Annotated in this window: 19 protein-coding genes; 12 read left to right on the top strand and 7 right to left on the bottom strand. The window is 67.8% G+C overall.

Translation table 11 applies throughout. The features are described 5' to 3' along the window. Positions 1-108: 108 nt before the first annotated feature. Positions 109-2,976: an AfsR/SARP family transcriptional regulator gene (locus ACTWPT_RS38920; protein WP_443182516.1), complete on the top strand. Its 2,868-nt coding sequence runs from the start codon at positions 109-111 to the stop codon at positions 2,974-2,976. 71 nt (positions 2,977-3,047) lie between these two features. Here the strand turns inward: ACTWPT_RS38920 and ACTWPT_RS38915 are convergent, their stop codons facing one another. After that, positions 3,048-3,893 carry an acyl-CoA thioester hydrolase/BAAT C-terminal domain-containing protein gene (locus tag ACTWPT_RS38915; RefSeq protein WP_443182515.1) on the bottom strand — a complete coding sequence of 282 codons (846 nt, stop codon included), beginning with the start codon at positions 3,891-3,893 and terminating at the stop codon, positions 3,048-3,050. A 206-nt stretch (positions 3,894-4,099) separates the two neighbouring features. Between ACTWPT_RS38915 and ACTWPT_RS38910 the strand changes: the two genes are divergently transcribed. Beyond that, positions 4,100-5,122: a CehA/McbA family metallohydrolase gene (locus ACTWPT_RS38910; protein WP_443182514.1), complete on the top strand. Its 1,023-nt coding sequence runs from the start codon at positions 4,100-4,102 to the stop codon at positions 5,120-5,122. Between the two features lie 85 nt (positions 5,123-5,207). Next, entirely contained in the window at positions 5,208-5,387 is a 180-nt protein-coding gene (locus tag ACTWPT_RS38905) for a hypothetical protein (protein WP_443182513.1), read from the top strand. A 72-nt stretch (positions 5,388-5,459) separates the two neighbouring features. On the opposite strand, the gene ACTWPT_RS38900 is transcribed toward ACTWPT_RS38905, so the two are convergent. Next, positions 5,460-6,830 (bottom strand): NAD(P)/FAD-dependent oxidoreductase, encoded by a 1,371-nt coding sequence (locus ACTWPT_RS38900; RefSeq protein WP_443182512.1) that lies wholly within the window; start codon positions 6,828-6,830, stop codon positions 5,460-5,462. A 93-nt stretch (positions 6,831-6,923) separates the two neighbouring features. Further along, positions 6,924-7,868: an RNA polymerase sigma-70 factor gene (locus ACTWPT_RS38895; RefSeq protein WP_443182511.1), complete on the bottom strand. Its 945-nt coding sequence runs from the start codon at positions 7,866-7,868 to the stop codon at positions 6,924-6,926. Between the two features lie 389 nt (positions 7,869-8,257). Between ACTWPT_RS38895 and ACTWPT_RS38890 the strand changes: the two genes are divergently transcribed. The 4 genes from ACTWPT_RS38890 (at position 8,258) to ACTWPT_RS38875 (ending at position 10,864) form a co-directional block, all read left to right on the top strand. Next, positions 8,258-8,383 carry a hypothetical protein gene (locus ACTWPT_RS38890; protein ID WP_443182510.1) on the top strand — a complete coding sequence of 42 codons (126 nt, stop codon included), beginning with the start codon at positions 8,258-8,260 and terminating at the stop codon, positions 8,381-8,383. 205 nt (positions 8,384-8,588) lie between these two features. Next, positions 8,589-9,983 carry a hypothetical protein gene (locus ACTWPT_RS38885; protein ID WP_443182509.1) on the top strand — a complete coding sequence of 465 codons (1,395 nt, stop codon included), beginning with the start codon at positions 8,589-8,591 and terminating at the stop codon, positions 9,981-9,983. Between the two features lie 219 nt (positions 9,984-10,202). Further along, complete coding sequence (locus ACTWPT_RS38880) at positions 10,203-10,694, top strand: hypothetical protein (protein ID WP_443182508.1); 492 nt, start codon at positions 10,203-10,205, stop codon at positions 10,692-10,694. 17 nt (positions 10,695-10,711) lie between these two features. Continuing rightward, positions 10,712-10,864 carry a hypothetical protein gene (locus tag ACTWPT_RS38875; RefSeq protein ID WP_443182507.1) on the top strand — a complete coding sequence of 51 codons (153 nt, stop codon included), beginning with the start codon at positions 10,712-10,714 and terminating at the stop codon, positions 10,862-10,864. Here ACTWPT_RS38875 and ACTWPT_RS38870 read toward each other — a convergent pair. Further along, positions 10,819-11,841, bottom strand: a complete 1,023-nt coding sequence (locus ACTWPT_RS38870; RefSeq protein WP_443182506.1) for a hypothetical protein — start codon at positions 11,839-11,841, stop codon at positions 10,819-10,821. The genes ACTWPT_RS38875 and ACTWPT_RS38870 overlap by 46 nt on opposite strands. A 161-nt stretch (positions 11,842-12,002) precedes the next feature. Between ACTWPT_RS38870 and ACTWPT_RS38865 the strand changes: the two genes are divergently transcribed. After that, the gene (locus ACTWPT_RS38865; protein WP_443182505.1) at positions 12,003-12,152 is read left to right on the top strand and encodes a hypothetical protein; all 150 of its coding nucleotides are present in this window, start codon (positions 12,003-12,005) and stop codon (positions 12,150-12,152) included. 614 nt (positions 12,153-12,766) lie between these two features. On the opposite strand, the gene ACTWPT_RS38860 is transcribed toward ACTWPT_RS38865, so the two are convergent. From ACTWPT_RS38860 to ACTWPT_RS38850, 3 genes are read right to left on the bottom strand one after another with little or no spacing between them, the layout of a single operon-like run. Further along, the gene (locus tag ACTWPT_RS38860) at positions 12,767-12,964 is read right to left on the bottom strand and encodes a hypothetical protein (RefSeq protein WP_443182504.1); all 198 of its coding nucleotides are present in this window, start codon (positions 12,962-12,964) and stop codon (positions 12,767-12,769) included. Positions 12,965-12,977: 13 nt separating this feature from the next. After that, complete coding sequence (locus ACTWPT_RS38855) at positions 12,978-13,394, bottom strand: S26 family signal peptidase (RefSeq protein WP_443182503.1); 417 nt, start codon at positions 13,392-13,394, stop codon at positions 12,978-12,980. Next, complete coding sequence (locus ACTWPT_RS38850; RefSeq protein WP_443182502.1) at positions 13,391-13,732, bottom strand: MauE/DoxX family redox-associated membrane protein; 342 nt, start codon at positions 13,730-13,732, stop codon at positions 13,391-13,393. The genes ACTWPT_RS38855 and ACTWPT_RS38850 overlap by 4 nt, the downstream gene beginning before the upstream one ends. Before the next feature lie 380 nt (positions 13,733-14,112). Here ACTWPT_RS38850 and ACTWPT_RS38845 point away from each other — a divergent pair, with 380 nt between their 5' ends. The 4 genes from ACTWPT_RS38845 (at position 14,113) to ACTWPT_RS38830 (ending at position 16,281) form a co-directional block, all read left to right on the top strand. Continuing rightward, entirely contained in the window at positions 14,113-14,475 is a 363-nt protein-coding gene (locus tag ACTWPT_RS38845) for a hypothetical protein (RefSeq protein ID WP_443182501.1), read from the top strand. A gap of 52 nt (positions 14,476-14,527) precedes the next feature. Then, positions 14,528-15,052, top strand: a complete 525-nt coding sequence (locus ACTWPT_RS38840; RefSeq protein WP_443182500.1) for a hypothetical protein — start codon at positions 14,528-14,530, stop codon at positions 15,050-15,052. A 31-nt stretch (positions 15,053-15,083) separates the two neighbouring features. Then, positions 15,084-15,575 (top strand): hypothetical protein, encoded by a 492-nt coding sequence (locus tag ACTWPT_RS38835; RefSeq protein ID WP_443182499.1) that lies wholly within the window; start codon positions 15,084-15,086, stop codon positions 15,573-15,575. Between the two features lie 325 nt (positions 15,576-15,900). Next, positions 15,901-16,281 (top strand): hypothetical protein, encoded by a 381-nt coding sequence (locus ACTWPT_RS38830; protein WP_443182498.1) that lies wholly within the window; start codon positions 15,901-15,903, stop codon positions 16,279-16,281. Positions 16,282-16,467: the final 186 nt, after the last annotated feature.

The raw sequence follows: 16,467 nt of genomic DNA, 5'->3' as shown, positions 1-16,467 counted from the left end.
CCCCTTCCTGGGCCGCAGCCCTTCGGGTTACCCTCGCATGAGATCTTCACGGGGTGTGCGAGAGGGGGGCCGATGGGTGGCGTCGCTCCCGATACGGTGCGGTTTGCGGTGCTCGGTTCCCTCCGGGCCGAGCTGGCGGGACGGGCGGTCGGCCTGGGTGGTCTGCGGCAGCGGGCGGTCCTGGCCGCCCTGCTGATCGCCAGGGGCAGGATGATCTCCGCCGAGCGGATCACGTCCCAGGTGTGGGAAGGCTCCCCGCCCTCGTCACCGACGACCCTCCACGCGTACATCTCCCAGCTGCGCCGGGCCCTGGAGCCGGAACGCCCGCCCGGCGCTCCTGCTCGGCTACTTGTCCGTGAGGGGACGGGATACGCGCTGCGGACTGATCCGTCCGCGGTCGACGCCGAGCGCTTCGCCGACCTCGCCGTGGCGGGGCGGCGCGCTTTGGACGGCGGCAGACCAGGCCCCGCCGCGGAACTGCTCACCGAGGCACTGGAGCTGTGGCGTGGTCCCGCTTACGCGGACTTCGACGGGGCCGGTTTCGCCTTCACAGAAGCGGCCCGGCTGGAGGACCTGCGTGCGGCCGCGTACGAGGACCGGCTGGCCGCCACCATCGACCTGGGCAGGCACGCTGCGGCGGTCGGCGAGCTGGAGGCCTTGGTGACCGAACAACCGCTGCGGGAACGCGGCTGGGAGCTGCTCGTCCTTGCCCTCTACCGGTCCGGGCGGCAGGCTGACGCGGTCGCGGCGCTGCGCACGGTACGGCAACGGCTCGCCGACGAGCTGGGCATCGACCTCGGACTCGCGTTACGCGACCTGGAGTCGGCGGTGCTCGCTCAGGATCCCCGACTCGACCCGCCGCCCGCCCGCTCCGCCGCAACCGTCGGCGTCCACGTCGGCGACGCCACTCCCGCCGCCACCAGGCCCCGCACCGCCCCGGTCGCGCCTGCCCGCCGTCCTGCGGCGGCGCCCGTCGGTAACCTACCCTTCGCCTTGTCAAGCCTCGTCGGACGCACGGGCGACATCGCCGCCGTGGACCGTCTGCTGGCCGAGTACCGGCTAGTCACCCTCACCGGCCCGGGGGGAGTGGGCAAGACACGCCTCGCGCTGGAGACGGCCAGAAGCCGTACCGACAGCGCCGACGGGCCCTGGCTGGTGGAACTGGCCGGCCTCACCTCGCCCGAACTGCTGGCCGCCACGATCGGCGCCGCCGTCGGCATCCCCGGGGCATCCTCCGCCGGAGACCTGGCGGCCGTGCTCGCCGGGCGGCGACTACTGCTGGTGCTCGACAACTGCGAGCACCTGCTGGACGAGGTCACCACCCTGACCGGTCTGCTGCTGAGCCGCTGCGGTGGCCTGCGGGTCCTGTCCACCAGCCGCGAAGCGCTGGGCGTGGAGGGCGAGGCGGTCTACGAGGTACGGCCGCTTGACCCGGCCGGGGACGGCACCGAACTCTTCAGGAAACGGGCTGCCGCGGTGCTGCCTGCCTGGTCCCCCGATTCGGACGACCTCGACCGGATCCCCGGGCTCTGCGCCGGCCTCGACGGCATCCCGCTCGCCATCGAACTGGCCGCCGCGCAATGCCGGATGCTCTCCATCGGCCAGATCGCCGACGCCTTGGAAAACCGCTTCGATGTACTGGTCGACGGCCCGCTCGACCTGCCCGCCCGGCATCGTGCGCTGGAGTCCACCATCACCTGGAGCCACCGGCTCCTCGAACCCGGGGAACGCCGGCTCTTCCACCGGCTGAGCGTGTTCGCCGCCGGATTCGACCTCGACGCCGCGGCCGCCGTCGGAGGCCAAACCCCCGTGCTGCCTCCCCTGTCCGCCCTGGTCCGCAAGTCGCTGGTCGGTGTCGAGCCCGGCACCGCACCGCGCCGCTACCGGCTGCTGGAGACGCTGCGTCAGTACGCGCTGCGGGAACTCGACCCGGACGACCTCGCGCAGACCCAGCAACGGCACCGAGCCTGGGTCCTGGCCCAGGCGGAGAGCGCCGAACGCAGGCTCCACGGCCCGCAGGCGGCCGAGCTGCTGGGCCGGCTGACCCGGGAGCAGCCGGAGTTCCGCGCCGCCTTCGCTTCCGCGCTGGCCGCCGGGGATGGTGACTACGCGCTGCGACTGGGCGGAGCGCTGTACTGGTTCTGGTACCGCATGGGCCACATCGCCGAAGGCCTGTCCTGGATGTCCAGGGCCTTCGCCGCGGCCCCGCACGCCGAGCCAGCGGTCCGGGGGCGGGCACGGCTCGCCGTCAGCGGGCTCAGCTATCTGGCCGGGAAGCCGGCGCAGGCGTACGAGGCCGTCGTGCTGGCGGAGCAGGAGGCACGGGAGGCCGATGACCTGATGCTCGAGGCATCCGCACGGGTCTACCAGACGCACTTCGGCGTACTCGCCGGCATACCCGTTGACGCTCCGGCGCTCGCCCGCAGCGCGGTCGACCTCGCCCGGCGTGCCGGCGAGGACTGGCTGGTGGCCGAAGCGCTGATGGTGCAGGGCATGCTCGCCCGGGTTCTAGGAGATCTTCCGACCGCCGCCACAGTCCTGGCCGAAGCCGTCGCGACCGCCGACTCCTGCGGCCACGACTGGGCGGCCGGTTCCTCGGCGTGGGCCGCCATGAAAACCGCGTGCGATCGCGGCGACGGTCGGCGTGCCCTGGAGATCGCCGCCGGCATTCTGGACGCGCTCGACCGCCACCAGGACGTCACCTCCAGGCTTGTGCTGATCCACACCGCCGCCCACGCCCTCGTGCTGACCGGACAGGCCGACCAAGCAGCCGTGCTGATGGGCGGCGTGGAGGCCGTCGGCCGCCGGGTGGGCTTTTCCCCCGAGTTGATGGACCCGCTGGATGGCCCCCGCGAGGCCGCCGCCGTACGCGAAGCCCTCCCGCAGGACACGTACGAACGCCTGGTGGCCCAGGGACGCGAACTGTCCCTGGCGGAACTGACCACCCTCCTGGTCGGTCTGCTCAAGATCCGCTGACCAGGGTCGAATCGCGTAGCAGCCCCACCGTGCACTTGAAACGGCCGGGGGGCCGCCAGAAGCCGATCGTGTCAGCCGCGAAGCAGATTGAGAATGTGCGGCCAGGCGGCAGCTCCGAGCTCGGCGTCGGCGACAGCATCACCCCCGTAAAGGAAGTGGGGCGACTCGGGAGCGGGACCTTCCCCTGGAAGACGCGGACGATGGCCGGCTTGGGCTCGGCTGATCAGACGAGCTGTACGACCAGCGGTGCGGCGACGGGCGACAAGTCGCTCAGCGAACGGGAGGGACGGCCACATCGCATCGTCCCCTCCTGCCACCAGCAGCACGTCAGCCTTGGTCTCCTCGATAGGGATCTCGGCGGTGAAGAGCATGTCGGCGAACGTCCGTTCGCTGCGCTCGTACCAGCCGCGAATAGCCACCGGACCGTTCGCCGGTTCAGCAGCCGTCCAGTCATCGTCGTATGGGACGAAGGGCAGCGGCTGTCCCTTCCATGTCCAGGACGACCGGTAAGGGCGCTGCTGCCCATCCAGCCCTGGGCCGACATTGCCCCATATCACCGAGGTAGGCGACATCGCCACGACGCCGTCAACACGCGGGTCGTGGACGGAGGTGAGCAGGGCGGCCTCCGCGCCTTTGGACGCCCCCAGCAGGTAAATGCGGCGTACGCCGGTGGATTCGAGCAGATCGATGGCGGACACGAAAGTCTCCAGAGGAATCTCGCAGATGCCCGGTGATTGTCCGGGACCGCCGAACCATCGAATCGACATCGCGGTCATTCCCTCCCGGGCGAGGATACGAGCCCTCTCCCGTTCGATACGTCCGCTCGACCCCGCCAGAACAAGGACACCTGTGTGACTGATGGGGCCCGGAGTGATCAAGACGCCTTCCCACGGCTCGGTCAGTTCTTGCTCATCCATGTTCACCCTCACCTCTCGGCACTCGGCGGCACCGCACTCTACTGGGGGCGCCTGCCACCGGTGTCCCGCCACCGTCGGATAACGATCCCTCCGCCACCCTCCTCCTCGTCTCCCGTACTGGAGCCGAATCATGTTCGCTGTAGGCGGCCGTTGAATCGCCATCTGGATCTTGTGGATCCCTACACTGGGGTGAGTACGCTGCCCGGATGGTCACGGACGATGGGACGGCGGAGCAGGTGTCAGAGTCACAGTTCCCGCCGAGACGGGTGGCTGGTCGGGGTCATGGCTGGTATCGAGGTGACTGTCATGTGCATTCGGTCCTCTCGAACAGCGGAGAGCTGACGCCGGAGCAGCTTGCGGCCGGTGCCCGTGCGGCTGGCCTGGACTTCATCGCGACCACTGAGCACAACACCTCAGATGCGCACGGCGCCTGGGGTTCGCTCGCCGGTGACGATTTGCTGGTGGTCATCGGCCAGGAAGCCACCAGCCAAACCGGGCACTGGCTGGCGATCGGCATCAATCCGGGGCAGGTGGTCGACTGGCGCTATCGCGTCCGCGACGACCTGATCGGCAAGCAGTTGGATCAGGTACATGAGGCCGGTGGGCTATGCGTGGCGGCCCACCCGCACGCGCCGTACCCCTCTGGCACCTTCATGTACCCGTTCGAGGGATTTGATGTGGTGGAGGTGTGGAACGGACTGTGGACCTCCGATGAGCCGTGGCAGGCGGACAACGAGGCGGCACTGGCCGAATGGGGTCGCAGCCTGGCCGTCGACATCCGCAGTGGTCGGTGGCGGCCGGCGATGGGCAACAGCGATACCCATCTGGAGGGTCAGATCGGCACGCCGCACACCGTCGTGCTGGCCGACGAACTGAGTACCGACGCGGTTCTCGCCGGCATCCGTGCCGGCCGAAGCTGGATCGCCGAATCGGCCACGGTTGAGCTGTCGCTCCAGGTCTCCGCTGGTGATCGCAGTGCCGACATCGGGGGGCGGCTGGATACCTGCGGCGGACCGGCGGTGGTACGGGTGGACGTGCGTGGTGTGCCGTCCGGCCGTGTCAGCTTTCACACCGATCGAGGGACGGTGCACCGCGAATCGTTGCCCGGCAATGGATCAGGCGTATTGGAGTGGCGTACCAGCGCGGAGGAATCGGCGTTCGTCCGCATCGAGGTGCGTCACCTGAGCGGGCACATGGCGGCGCTCACCAACCCCATCATCCTGAGCTGACCGATGCCCCAGCCGGTCAGCACCGTGCTCCGCCCGATCGAAGGCGCCGAACAGGTCGCGCTACGCCGTCGAGGTCAGCGGCAGGGTGCCGCACCTGACGATCCTGGAGCGTACGGTCAACGGTCAGCCCGGTCTGGTGGTTCAGCGCGACGGCGTCACCGTGGTGGTGATGGCGTTCGACGTCGCAGGCGACCGGATCAAGCACATCTGGGCCGTACGCAACCCCGACAAGCTCCGGCCGTGGACGGCGGTTCCACAGAACTAGTCGGCTGAGGTGAACACGCAGGATGCTCAACTGACTTGGCCGGGGGGGTTCAGCCCACGTGCTGAGCGGTGATCAGGAGATCCGTTCGGGCGACCAGGTCACCGTCGACATCGACGCTTGGGAGCTCCCGGCCGCGCCCGCCGCGGCCTGCTCCCGCGTGACGCGGCGGCGCCGGGTCGGCAGCCCGAGCGTCGGGTTGGCGACGCCCCAGGCGGCGCCCTTGCAGACCAGCTCCTTGTAGACGGCGGCGAGCCGTCCGGTCAGGACCACCTGCACGCTGCGGTCGTCGGCGGTGACGTACTGGATCAAGCCCTCCTTGCGGCCCAGTGAGATGCACTGGTTGAAGTAGCGGATCGGCGTGTTCGGGAGCTTCCCGCCGGTCAGGCGCGCCGCGATCGCGTCGGTGGCCTGCCACGCGGTCGGAATTCCCGAGGCGCACGACATACGCAGCGGCTTGTCTCCGGGGCCCATCACCATGGCCGCGTCGCCGACGGCGTACACGTCCGGGTGCGAGACCGAGCGCATGGTCCCGTCGACCACGATCTGGCCGGTGTCGGTGACCTCCAGGGTGGTCGCCTTCGCGATCGGGCGGACCGCGAAGCCGGTGGTCCACACGGTGACCGCAGCCGGGATGGCCGTGCCGCCGGCGGTGGCGACGCGGTCGGCTTCGACGCCGGTGACGGCGGCGTGCTCGTGCACGGTGATCCCGAGCTTGCCGAAGACCTTCCGCAGGTGCTCGCGGCCCTTGGGCGAGAGCCAGTCGCCGAGGCCGTCGCGGGCGACGAGGGCGACGTCGAGGTCTGGGTGGGCCTCGGCGATCTCGGTCGCGGCCTCCAGGCCGGTGAGGCCGCCGCCGACGACGACCACGGTCTGCCCGGCGTCGAGGCGGGCCAGGCGCTCGCGCAGCCGGAGTGCTCCGGGGCGGCTGGCGATCTCATAGGCGTGCTCGGCGGTCCCGGGGACGCCTTGGGCGTTCCAGCCGCTGCCGAGGGCGTAGACGAGGGTGTCGTAGGCGAGTTCTTCGGCGCCGGACTCGGGCGCGATCAAGCTGGCGCCGGACTCGGGCGCGATCAAGCTGGCGCCGGACTCGGGCGCGATCAAGCTGGCGCCGGACTCGGGCGCGATCAAGCCGGCGCGGGACTCGGGCGGGGTCATTCCGGCGCCGTTCGTGTCCATGACGGCGACGGTCTTGCGGTCGACGTCGACGCCGGTGACCTTCGCGAGCCTCAGTTCGACGCCGGTGCCCGCGAACATCTCACTGAATGGCCGGGGCTGGAGGTCCTGGCCGGTCGCCAGCTGGTGCATGCGGACGCGTTCGACGAAGTCGGGCTCAGCGTTGACGAGGGTGATGGCGACGTCCTCGCGGCGGAGCCGCTTGGCGAGGCGGCCGGCGGCGATGGCTCCGGTGTATCCGGCTCCGAGGACGATGATGCGGTGCTGCATTCCCTTGCTCCTGTCCTGCGCGGGTTTGCCACTTGAACCGGGCAGCCCGCCGTTTCCTGACAGCAACGCGATGTGAAGCACCTCACATAGCGTTCAGAAGGCCTTGAACAGGGGCTCCCCGGGGTCGGCGGCCGCCCACTGCGCGGTCGCGCGTTCGAGCTTGTCGGGGTTGACCTGGTTGCGGAACGCGGCGATGCCCTCGGCGGTGACCTCCAGGCACATGACGCCGACGACCCGGCCGTCCACGACGGCCACGACGGCGGGGTCGCCATTGGCCGTCCAGGCGTAGACCTCGGGCGCGCCGCCGACAATGGCGCGCTTGGCCTCGCCGGGTTTGAACAGGCCCCACACGAACTTCGCGACCGCGACGGCGCCCTCGAACGCCTTGGCGCGAGCCGGGACCTTCCCGCCGCCGTCGCCGATCGAGATGGCGTCCTCGGTGAGCAGGCGTACGAGGGGCCCGGTCTGGCCGCTGGTGGCGGCCGCCAGGAACTCCTCGACGATCCGCCGGGCGGCGGCCTCGTCGATCTCGGTGCGGGCCTTGCCATCCGCAATATGCTTCTTGGCGCGGTGGAAGATCTGCTGGCTGGCGGCCTCGGTGATGTCGAGGATCTCGGCGATCTCCCGGTGCGGGTAGTCGAAGGCCTCCCGCAGCACGTACACCGCCCGCTCGTTGGGGGAGAGGCGCTCCATGAGGGTGAGGACCGCGTACGAGACCGATTCGCGCTGCTCGGCGGTCTCGGCCGGGCCGAGCATCGGGTCGCCGGCGAGCAGCGGCTCGGGAAGCCATTGGCCCACATAGGTCTCGCGGCGCGCCCGCGCGGAGGTGAGCTGGGTGAGGCACAGGTTGGTGAGGACCTTCGTCAGCCAGGCCTCGGGGACCTCGATGCGGTCGACGTCGGCGGCCTGCCAGCGCAGGAACGTCTCCTGCACGGCGTCCTCGGCCTCCCCGGCGGAGCCGAGGAGGCGGTAGGCGATGGCCTCCAGGCGCGGCCTGGAGGCCTCGAACCGGTCGACGTCGTTCGCGGTCAAGGGCATGGTCCGATCCTAGGTCCAACCAAGATGCGGGGCCGTGTCTCGGTCGGCAACGCTGTATCTACTCCTGCCTCGTGCCCGGATAGCTGCCAGAGATCCGCGACTCGCGCCCGCGGTTCCGTTCGGGTGTCGAAGGTCTGGCGCGAAGCACGCACGTAGCCGACATCACCGACAACACCGTCATCGGCAGCGGCTTCGCCGTCAAAACCCTCACCGCCACCGGACCCGACTGGATCCTCGGCACCACGGCCGAAGGCCAGCTCATCTCCTACAACATCAGCGGTGCCGGCTCCTGGAAGCGCTACCAGCTACGCGACTCCACCTGGCAGATATTCGACCACCTGCTGTCGCCTGGCGGGGGTGTCTACTACGGCCACCACCGCGACAACTCCATGCGCGACTACCTCGACATCAACCCCTACGACGGCCGAAACGACGACCTGACCGGCCAGGGCACCGTCGACGCCGCCGGCTGGGTACAGACCCTCCTGTCAGCCCAGCCCTCCACTGTCACGTGAGCGAATGACAGATTGAGCGTCATCAGGGTGTCCGGTCAGTCAATGGTGTATCTCGATCTTGAATGATCATCGCGTGGTCGGGGTCAGGGGGCCTTCGCAGGTGATGGTGAAGGCGTCCGGGGCGGCGCGTCACGCCATACCGGCGACATACCGGTGTTCCCTATGCTGACGAACCCTCGTCTACGGATCATGCTGAAGGAACGTCGTGCCCCGTCCCGTGCTCGTAATGGTCGTCGCCCTGCTGCTGTCGCTGCTCCCCGGTGTGTCCCACGCCGCGAGCCCCGGCGTGGTGGGGACGGCGGGGAACCTCATCCGGGAGGTAGAGGCGCGGGCCGATGGCATCAAGCACATGGACACCAAGGCGATGATCAGCGCGTTGAAGGCACTCAACGTGAACACCTACGTCTATCCTCTGGCCGGTGGCTACGATCACTGGGACGACCTGCGTAACGAGTTCCTTTCTGCCGCCGCGGACGCCGGGATCGACGTGTGGGTCACGGTCTACGCGCCGAGCCAGTCGGCCGTCTCCCGGCCGCACGGGCACGACTACGTGAAATGGTCCAGCGAGCTCGCCATTCTCTCGAAGAGCCATCCGAACCTGATCGGCTGGACCGTGGACGACTACGGCTTCGACCTCAAGACGTTCACCCCGGCGTACGTCAAGCAGATGCGTGCGGCGGCCAAGGCGATCAACCCGTCGTTCAAGTTCATCCCGATCGTCTACTACAGCCAGTTCACCGATACGTTCGCCGCCGAGCAGGCCCCGCTGCTGGATGGGGTGATCTTCCCCTTCCGGGACGAGCCGGTCCGGGACACGTCGTGGACGTGGAGTCTGTCCTACCAGGTCAAGCAGGTCGCCCAGCGCCTCCCCGACACCGATATCTACCTGATGCCCTACGCCCACCCGCTGAGCCGTACCGCCCTGAAACCGACAGTGGCCTACGCCGAGGCGATCACCAAGAAGGCGCTCGAGCACGTCGCCGCGGGAGAACTCGCCGGGATCCTGCAGTACAAGCTCCCTTACATCGCCCGTGACCCCGGATGGACACGCCCCGCGACCGACAACCTCGCCCGGACCGGCAACGGACGGCTGAGCTTCGTCGTCCAGGCCGACACCCTCACCCAGGCCGGGATGTGGTGCAGCGCCACGCGGACGATCCAGCTGACACCCGGCGCCACCAAGCGCACAGTGAGCTTCTGGCACCGGGACAACCGCGGATCCGGGAGCCCGGCCGGCTACCACATGAAGCAGCTTCTCCTCAACGGCCGAGTGGTGTGGGAGCGGGATGTCGCCGCCGATGAGTACGCCTGGCAGCAGACCACGATCGACCTGACGGCCAAGCTGACCGGGGCGACGAGTGCGACACTGCAATGGCGGCTGTACGAGCGCAAGGGCGTGGGCAACAACTTCGTCGACGTGCGCGTGGATGACATCGCCGTCACCGGCCTGCAGATGAGCGACCCCGGCGTGGAGAACGCCGCCACCTGGACGGCCGGCCTGGCCCGTCAGGGCGGCCCTGTCTACTGCTCCGCCCAGGTCTACCACCAGAGCTACGGCGCCGATCTCGGCGCGCGCATCGCCAAGCTGTACGCCGGATAGTCCCGAAGTCCTCGGAGGGAGCCCCTTCCTGCGATCAGACGTCTGGAGATCTTCGTTCTGGACCGGACGGAACTGGAACAGAACGTAGCGAGAGCGTCAACAGCCCCCTACTGCGCTCAACGCCAAGTCGTTATCGCCGGTCAGCGGCATATCCCCGGAATTTCTTCATTGCTACCGGAGTCCACTATTGACGCACGGAATATGTTCGTCTAATTTCCAATGAGAATATCGGTCCAGACCGATATTTGGCAGGACTACGGCGGCAACGGCTCGACTCCCACCCAGACCACGGCCAAGGTCTTCGCCTTCGACGTCGCCTCCGGCACCAAGTTGTGGGAGACCGAACCCCTTCCCGGCGAGCGAGCCATCAGCGGGCTCACCGTGGACGCCGCGGGGCACCTGTGGGGCATCACCGCCGGCAAGCTCTTCGAACTCGACCCGGCGACGCGGGAAACGGTACGGACGCACGAAGTCGCCCCGTTCGACTGGTCGAGCGTCAGCGAATGGAACCCGCTGGCGACGAAGGTCCGCTTTGACGCCCGCGACGGGCAGTTGTACGTGACGGCGCGAGGCCGCTTCCACCGACTCGACCCCCAGGCCTTCACGGACTCCGCTCCGCCGGGTACCGCGGGCGCACAGCTCGTCTCCCACCCCGACGGCGACAAGTACTGGATCAGCGGGCAGCGCTTGTACCGGTCCCGCTGGTACTGACCGCCTCATGAGGACACGTGGCCGCCAATGAGCTGGTCTGCGGACACCGGCGGCTGGGCCCAGACCTTCCTGTCGGCCCAGCCGGGAACGGTGACCTGATCCTGCTGCTCGGCGTCTTCCGCAGCTACCGGGTGTCGGTGATGCGGAAGACGCTGAGCATGTCGGAGTAGCGCGGGTCGCTGCCCGAGGGGTAGAAGGACGCCTCGGCGCCCACCCAGCCGTGGAAGCCCCCGCCGTCGTCGATGATCTGCAGCAGCGGCTTGACGTGGGAGTTGCCGGTGTAGCAGAACTCACCGCGCTCCCTGGCCAGGCACGTGCACCAGTGCCAGAGCGTGTCGCGCCGGTCGTAGCTGGAGACCTTGACCAGGTAGTACTGGATCGAGCTGTCGTTGGTCGCCGTGCCGCCGCCGTAGTTGGGGCAGCCGCCGCTCGCCTGGCAGGCTTTCTCGGACGACGGCTGGGCGTAGGTCAGGCACCAGGTCGTCGTCGTGCACGTGCGATAGGCCGTGTTGGTGAACACCTGCCCGGTCGAGGTGGTCACGTTCTCCTTCGTCCAGGACGCGAGATCCTGCTTGAGCGTCCCGGGGAAGGCTTGCACGGTGCTCATCGCCCGGCGCGTGGACAGCGCCGCGTTGCTGCCGTAGCCGTAGGCGTGGGTGGCGAAGGTGTTGTACTTGCTTTCCAGCCGGACGAGCGTGCCGTCGGTGTTGGGCCGCAGGTACCACTGTTCGGACCAGGCCTGGGCGAAGTTCCACGTGATGTTCAGGACATCGCCGGCGACGTTGAAGGTCCCGGTGCGCGACTCGGGCGGGGAGCCCCTGAATCCGCCCGCCGTCAGCACCTCGCAGTGGCGGGCGCGGGTGTGGCCGACCGCGCCGCTGACGGTCGAGCAGCTGTCGAGGTCGGGTGTGGTGCCGGTGCCCTCGCGGGCGGCAGGCGCGGTCTGCCGCCACAGGTACGTGCGCGCCGTGACGGTGCCGTCGGTCGCGAACTGGTACGTGCCCAGGCGCATCCAGTTGTCCCGGACGTCGGCGCGCAGCCGGCCCAGGGTGACGACGTAGTTGGCCTTGCCGCCGGGCAGTTCGGCGGCGTATGCGGGGGTCGGAAGCAGCGGTAACAGCAGCAGGACGATGGCAAGGAATCGCATCGTGGCTCCAGATTTCGGCCTAGCCCGGAATACCCACTTGAGACAAATAATAGGGCTTTCTAGGTTTCCGGTCATGACCCTTATTTGGAAATTCTTAACTGCCGGCCTCGTGGCGGTGATGGCCCTGGTCCCCGCGCCCGCCCAAGGGGCCGCCTCCCGAGGTGCCCGCCTTCACCGACACCAGCACCACGCTGACCGATGCCGCCCCCTGGCCCGCCGAGCAGATGTCAGGCATCTTCGGCGCTCCCGGCGGGCCCACGCCGCGCGCTTCATCGGCGATGCTGACCGCCACCGCCGAGATCCCCGCCTGACCGCCAAGCCGCCGCTGGCGGCCGTTCCACCGCAGACGTCGGCGCGCCGGGCCGACGCGGACCGGGCCCGGTACGCGGTCGGGTGTTTGCCGCTGCCGCGTGGTGAGCCAGGAGAACAGCCAGCTCGCGGCAGATGGGCACGTTGCGCTGCTTCTTGCCCTTCGGATAGAGCCTGAGCTGCCACTGCCTGCTGCCGGTGGTCTCGTTCAGCAGGTAGGGGTACGTCTGAGTTACGTGGATCAGGCATCACTCGCGAAGGGCCGGTGCCAGCGCGTGACCCGGCGGCAGCGTGAAGCCCGGATGAAGTCGATTTCCATCATCACCACTTCCACCACGGGCTTCACGCATGATCGTCGCTTACTCGACCGAGGAAATACGACTTAGCAGCACCGCTTGCCACCGGTCCTGAGGTAGCAGCCGGATCCCCCGGGCGGGCAGTAGCACACCAGGTAGACCTTCCAGAGCCGGCTGTGACAGTTGGCGTTGTACCGGCACGCTGCTCCAGTACCCGGAGCCGGTACTGCTCGGCGTGTAGGAAACGGTTCCCGCGGCGGCGGCGTTTTCGGGAATCACCCACCCCAGGGCGCGGTCCGCGATCTTTCCGAGGACGGCGTTCAGCGCCCTCTCCCGGACTTCTTGCCGCACGGCACCAGCCGCTTGTTCCAGCATGAGGTGCCCTGGCCATCCATCGTGCATGTCATGACGACTCGAACGCCGAAGACACACGGCCCCTTCTTGACGAAGGCGCTAGCGGCCTCCTCCCGCAGGATCCGGCTCAGCACGCGATCCGACAGTGATTCGATGAATTTCATATGTTTCCTTTCACTAGGTCCCCATCAGCTTTCTGATGGTGACGGCATGGATTTCGGACACCGGGAAATAGCCGAGATCGCGGGAGTCGAAGCTGACGTCCGCGTTATCGCCGAGAAGGATCAGTTGCCCGCTGGGCACCCGCTCTTCGGACAGGACGGTCCGCGGCATCGGGGGGACCGGATCGCCGGGCAGCGCGGCGATGCGCTTGATGAGAAACCGCGCCCCCACCGGCAGCGGGTTGACGACGACGGCGACCTGACCTCGGCGCATGGCCGACGGCGAGACCCGGCGGGCCAAGAGCCTGTCCCCGTCGACCAGGGTGGGGTTCATGCTGTCGCCGTCCACGCGGATGATCGAATACGTACGGCGCAGCCGTACGACCAGGGCGGCGACGAGCAGCATAACGGCGGCGGGAAACCAGATCTTCATGCGACGGCCGCCTCGGCATACCCCTGAGCCTGCAGGCGGAATAGGCATCGGCAGGACACCTGGTGCCCTCGCCGTATCGAGACGCTGATCGCCGCGCTGAACGCGCACAGCAACAGCCCGCTCAGCGGCAACCCCGCCTGCGGGACCGCCATCAGCACGGCCGCCGCTGCCTCCCCTGAGGCCACCACACCCGCCACGGGCATACGGAAACGCTCAGGCAGCATCGCGAGCGACGACGCGAACGACCGCAGGGCGGCACGGCTGCGAAGCTTGCTGAACGCGGCGACCGCGAAAACAACCCCGATGAGCACCTCACATCCGACAAGCAGCAGATCCACGATGGTCGATGTTCCTGTCCCTCACTAGCGCGCCACTAGCAGGGGGTTAGCGGCAGAGGCACTCGGCGCCGGCGGCGGGTCAGGACGGCTCAGGCGTGCGCGAACGGTGAAACCTTGAAGGCCGCGTCGCTCACCACGCCGAACTCCAGACGGCTCACCCCGCCCGAGCTGGGTGAGCAGCGGGCGTGCGCCTGCTGACCGAAGGGATCAGGTGGGCGGTGCGGCGATCTGGCTTCGGGGCATCAGCAGAGGTCGGCAGGAGCGTGTGCGGCCTCGCATGGCAACCCGAACTGCAACCGCGACGGCTCGCTGATTCCACCGATCAAAGGGGAACTAGAGGGCGATTGCAGGCCATGGCAGTCACCGGCAGAGTGGGCTGCGTGATCGAGATCGACGGGCCGTTCTATCGAGTCAGCCCTCCGGGCTTCGAGATGATGATCCCGCGTTGGGAAGGGTACGCCCCCGAGACCGCTGAACAGGCCGACGAGACCATCACGCTGCCAGACGGCAGCCGTCGGTATGCGACGTTCATGACACTTGGCGTCGTCAGTAGGATCATGGACCGCTGGCAGGAGACAGGCGAGTCCCTCAACGGCCGGTACTTCTACTGCACGGATCTCATCATCATCCGCGAGCCTGGCTTCGTCTCGATGATCGCTGCCGTACAAGACGTGATCGCAAGCGGAGACATCGAACATGCATGCGGCCTGATCCCACCCGAGGACGAGGGCGACGCGGATTAAAGTGGATCCCTGCCATCACCCATCGCGCGGCTGCTGAGCTGCGGTAACTCACATGGCCATGGGCTCGGCTTCGTTGATCATTCCGCGCATGCTCCGGATCTTGCTGTGGTGGCGTGTCAAGCTGGTGGACATGGAGACCGGTTCCGTGCGCAGGGTTCTGGCCGTGAAGCCGGATGGTCCGTGGCTGGTGCTCGTTGACGGGAACATCTGGAATGTCGAGTCGCGAAACACCGGGGTGGACAAGCCCCTTGCCCTGTCGAGGATAGGGCTCTTACCACTGCTGGAGCGGCCTCGGGAGGAGGTGGAGAGGCGAGCCCGGCAGGCGCTTGGTCCTGATGATCCAGACTTCGCTGAGGTGCTGCACGCGGTCATCCAGTGCGCGCTTGCAGGGCCGTCCGAGTATTGGACCTCACTCGCGCTGCCGTGGATGATCGCTGATGAAGTCGGGCTCTTCGCCGAGTTGCTTAGGGAGATCGCTGTCGGGCGGTCCAGGACTCAAGCCACGCAGCACGCGGCGAAACGGCTCTTGAAGGAGAACGGTCATTGGCCAATCGTCTGGCGCCATCCTCGTAACTGATCACGTGGTCGGGCGATTGTAGGGTGACGGCGTGGAACAGTTGGAAGAGGCCGCGGTCCGGCTCGTTCTGGAGGACTTGCTTCCCGACGAGCTGCCGCTGCTCGCGGCCGAAGCGCTGGCACGCGGAGTGGACTCGCCCGCGCTGCGCGAGCTGGCGGGCCTGTTCTCCCATGAGGTCCGGGAAGCCCGTGATCTTTTCTACCTGGCCATGGACGAGTTGGGCTCGCCGATTCCGGATATGGAGGAGGCCCGTCGTCGGATGATGGCGATGGTCGCGCGGTGGGCGCTGAAGGGGGAGATGTCCCTTCATTCAGCTGCTCACGAGGTCTGCTGGCAGTCCTACTACGCCTCTGACTCCCGGCCACTCCAGACAGAGTCCATGATGAGATTCCTTAGCCTGCAATCTGCCTGGGAGGACCGTCCCGAGAGGCGAGCGGAGATCGAGGCGGATATCCGTGCGGCGATGCGTCAGCTTCTGGAGGAGCTGGGAAGTTCAGCGGAAATACCGTTATTCATGGGCTAACATCCCCGGTTGTGCCGTTCTGTAGCGGTATAGCAATCGCTGTACTCCCTGTTCTGTTCACGCCCGTGCGAGGCGACGGCGACCAGCCACGTTTCCGGTGAGCCAGGGTGAGGAACGAATGCTGGATCGTCGATCGCGCCCAAGCACGTACAGTGGCCGGCCACGCCGTGGCGATCGTAAGGGCTGCATCTGACGATGCAGCTCACGGCACTCATCGCGATCCCCGTGACTCCCTGCTGTTCCCCCTTGTTCCCACCCCATCGGGCACGCGAGAAGGGCTGTTTGGAGAGCCGGGGGCGGAGCGCGACTGTGCAAGTATCACCGCATGGTAGATGCCCGTCCCCCATTGCGGCTGATCGGCTACTGGTGGAGCCCCGACGCTCCAGAATGGCCTCGGCCGCAGGACTGGATCGATCCTGACTGGAGTCTCGAAGAGCGTGACCTGGTCGCTCTGTACCTTGAGAGCGGTCAGCACATGCCCCACGCCACGGCCGGCTTTTCGCTATGCCGGGTCTGTGACAAGCCCAACGGCAGCCTGGAGTTCACAGATGGCGTGTTCCTGTGGCCGCAGGGGTTGGCCCACTACGTACGGGAGCATTCAGTACGCCTTCCCGACGAGATCATCAAACGAGCCCAGCAGTGGGCTGAGCCGATGAACTGGGAGGTGGATCTGACGTGGTGGAAGGAGCAGAAGGCGCGCGGGTAACGGGAATCGCACCCGCGCTGTCAGCTTAGGACCGTAGGCGTCAAATCTAGATGGCGGCGTCTCTCTGCTCAGAGGGGGCCGGACACGGTGGAACGCGAGGAGAACATGAGCCAATATTTCCAACCTGGCGGGTGACAGGGTGGTTGAAGCACGAGAACCGAGACGGCGGTTGAAGAACGGGAGGGA

Origin of the sequence: Nonomuraea sp. 3N208 (assembly GCF_052245935.1) — a bacterium.
GTDB lineage: Bacteria > Actinomycetota > Actinomycetes > Streptosporangiales > Streptosporangiaceae > Nonomuraea.
Note: the sequence above shows the minus strand (reverse complement) of the source record. Positions and strands in the feature narration are given on the sequence as shown.

Coding starts and splice junctions, on each gene's coding strand:
- ACTWPT_RS38890 (WP_443182510.1), top strand. CDS start 8,258: ATGCGCGACTACCTCGACATCAACCCCTACGACGGCCGAAACGACGAC.
- ACTWPT_RS38895 (WP_443182511.1), bottom strand. CDS start 7,868: ATGCCCTTGACCGCGAACGACGTCGACCGGTTCGAGGCCTCCAGGCCG.
- ACTWPT_RS38880 (WP_443182508.1), top strand. CDS start 10,203: ATGAGAATATCGGTCCAGACCGATATTTGGCAGGACTACGGCGGCAAC.
- ACTWPT_RS38840 (WP_443182500.1), top strand. CDS start 14,528: ATGGCCATGGGCTCGGCTTCGTTGATCATTCCGCGCATGCTCCGGATC.
- ACTWPT_RS38830 (WP_443182498.1), top strand. CDS start 15,901: ATGGTAGATGCCCGTCCCCCATTGCGGCTGATCGGCTACTGGTGGAGC.
- ACTWPT_RS38870 (WP_443182506.1), bottom strand. CDS start 11,841: ATGCGATTCCTTGCCATCGTCCTGCTGCTGTTACCGCTGCTTCCGACC.
- ACTWPT_RS38915 (WP_443182515.1), bottom strand. CDS start 3,893: ATGGATGAGCAAGAACTGACCGAGCCGTGGGAAGGCGTCTTGATCACT.
- ACTWPT_RS38900 (WP_443182512.1), bottom strand. CDS start 6,830: ATGCAGCACCGCATCATCGTCCTCGGAGCCGGATACACCGGAGCCATC.
- ACTWPT_RS38855 (WP_443182503.1), bottom strand. CDS start 13,394: ATGAAGATCTGGTTTCCCGCCGCCGTTATGCTGCTCGTCGCCGCCCTG.
- ACTWPT_RS38860 (WP_443182504.1), bottom strand. CDS start 12,964: ATGAAATTCATCGAATCACTGTCGGATCGCGTGCTGAGCCGGATCCTG.
- ACTWPT_RS38910 (WP_443182514.1), top strand. CDS start 4,100: ATGGTCACGGACGATGGGACGGCGGAGCAGGTGTCAGAGTCACAGTTC.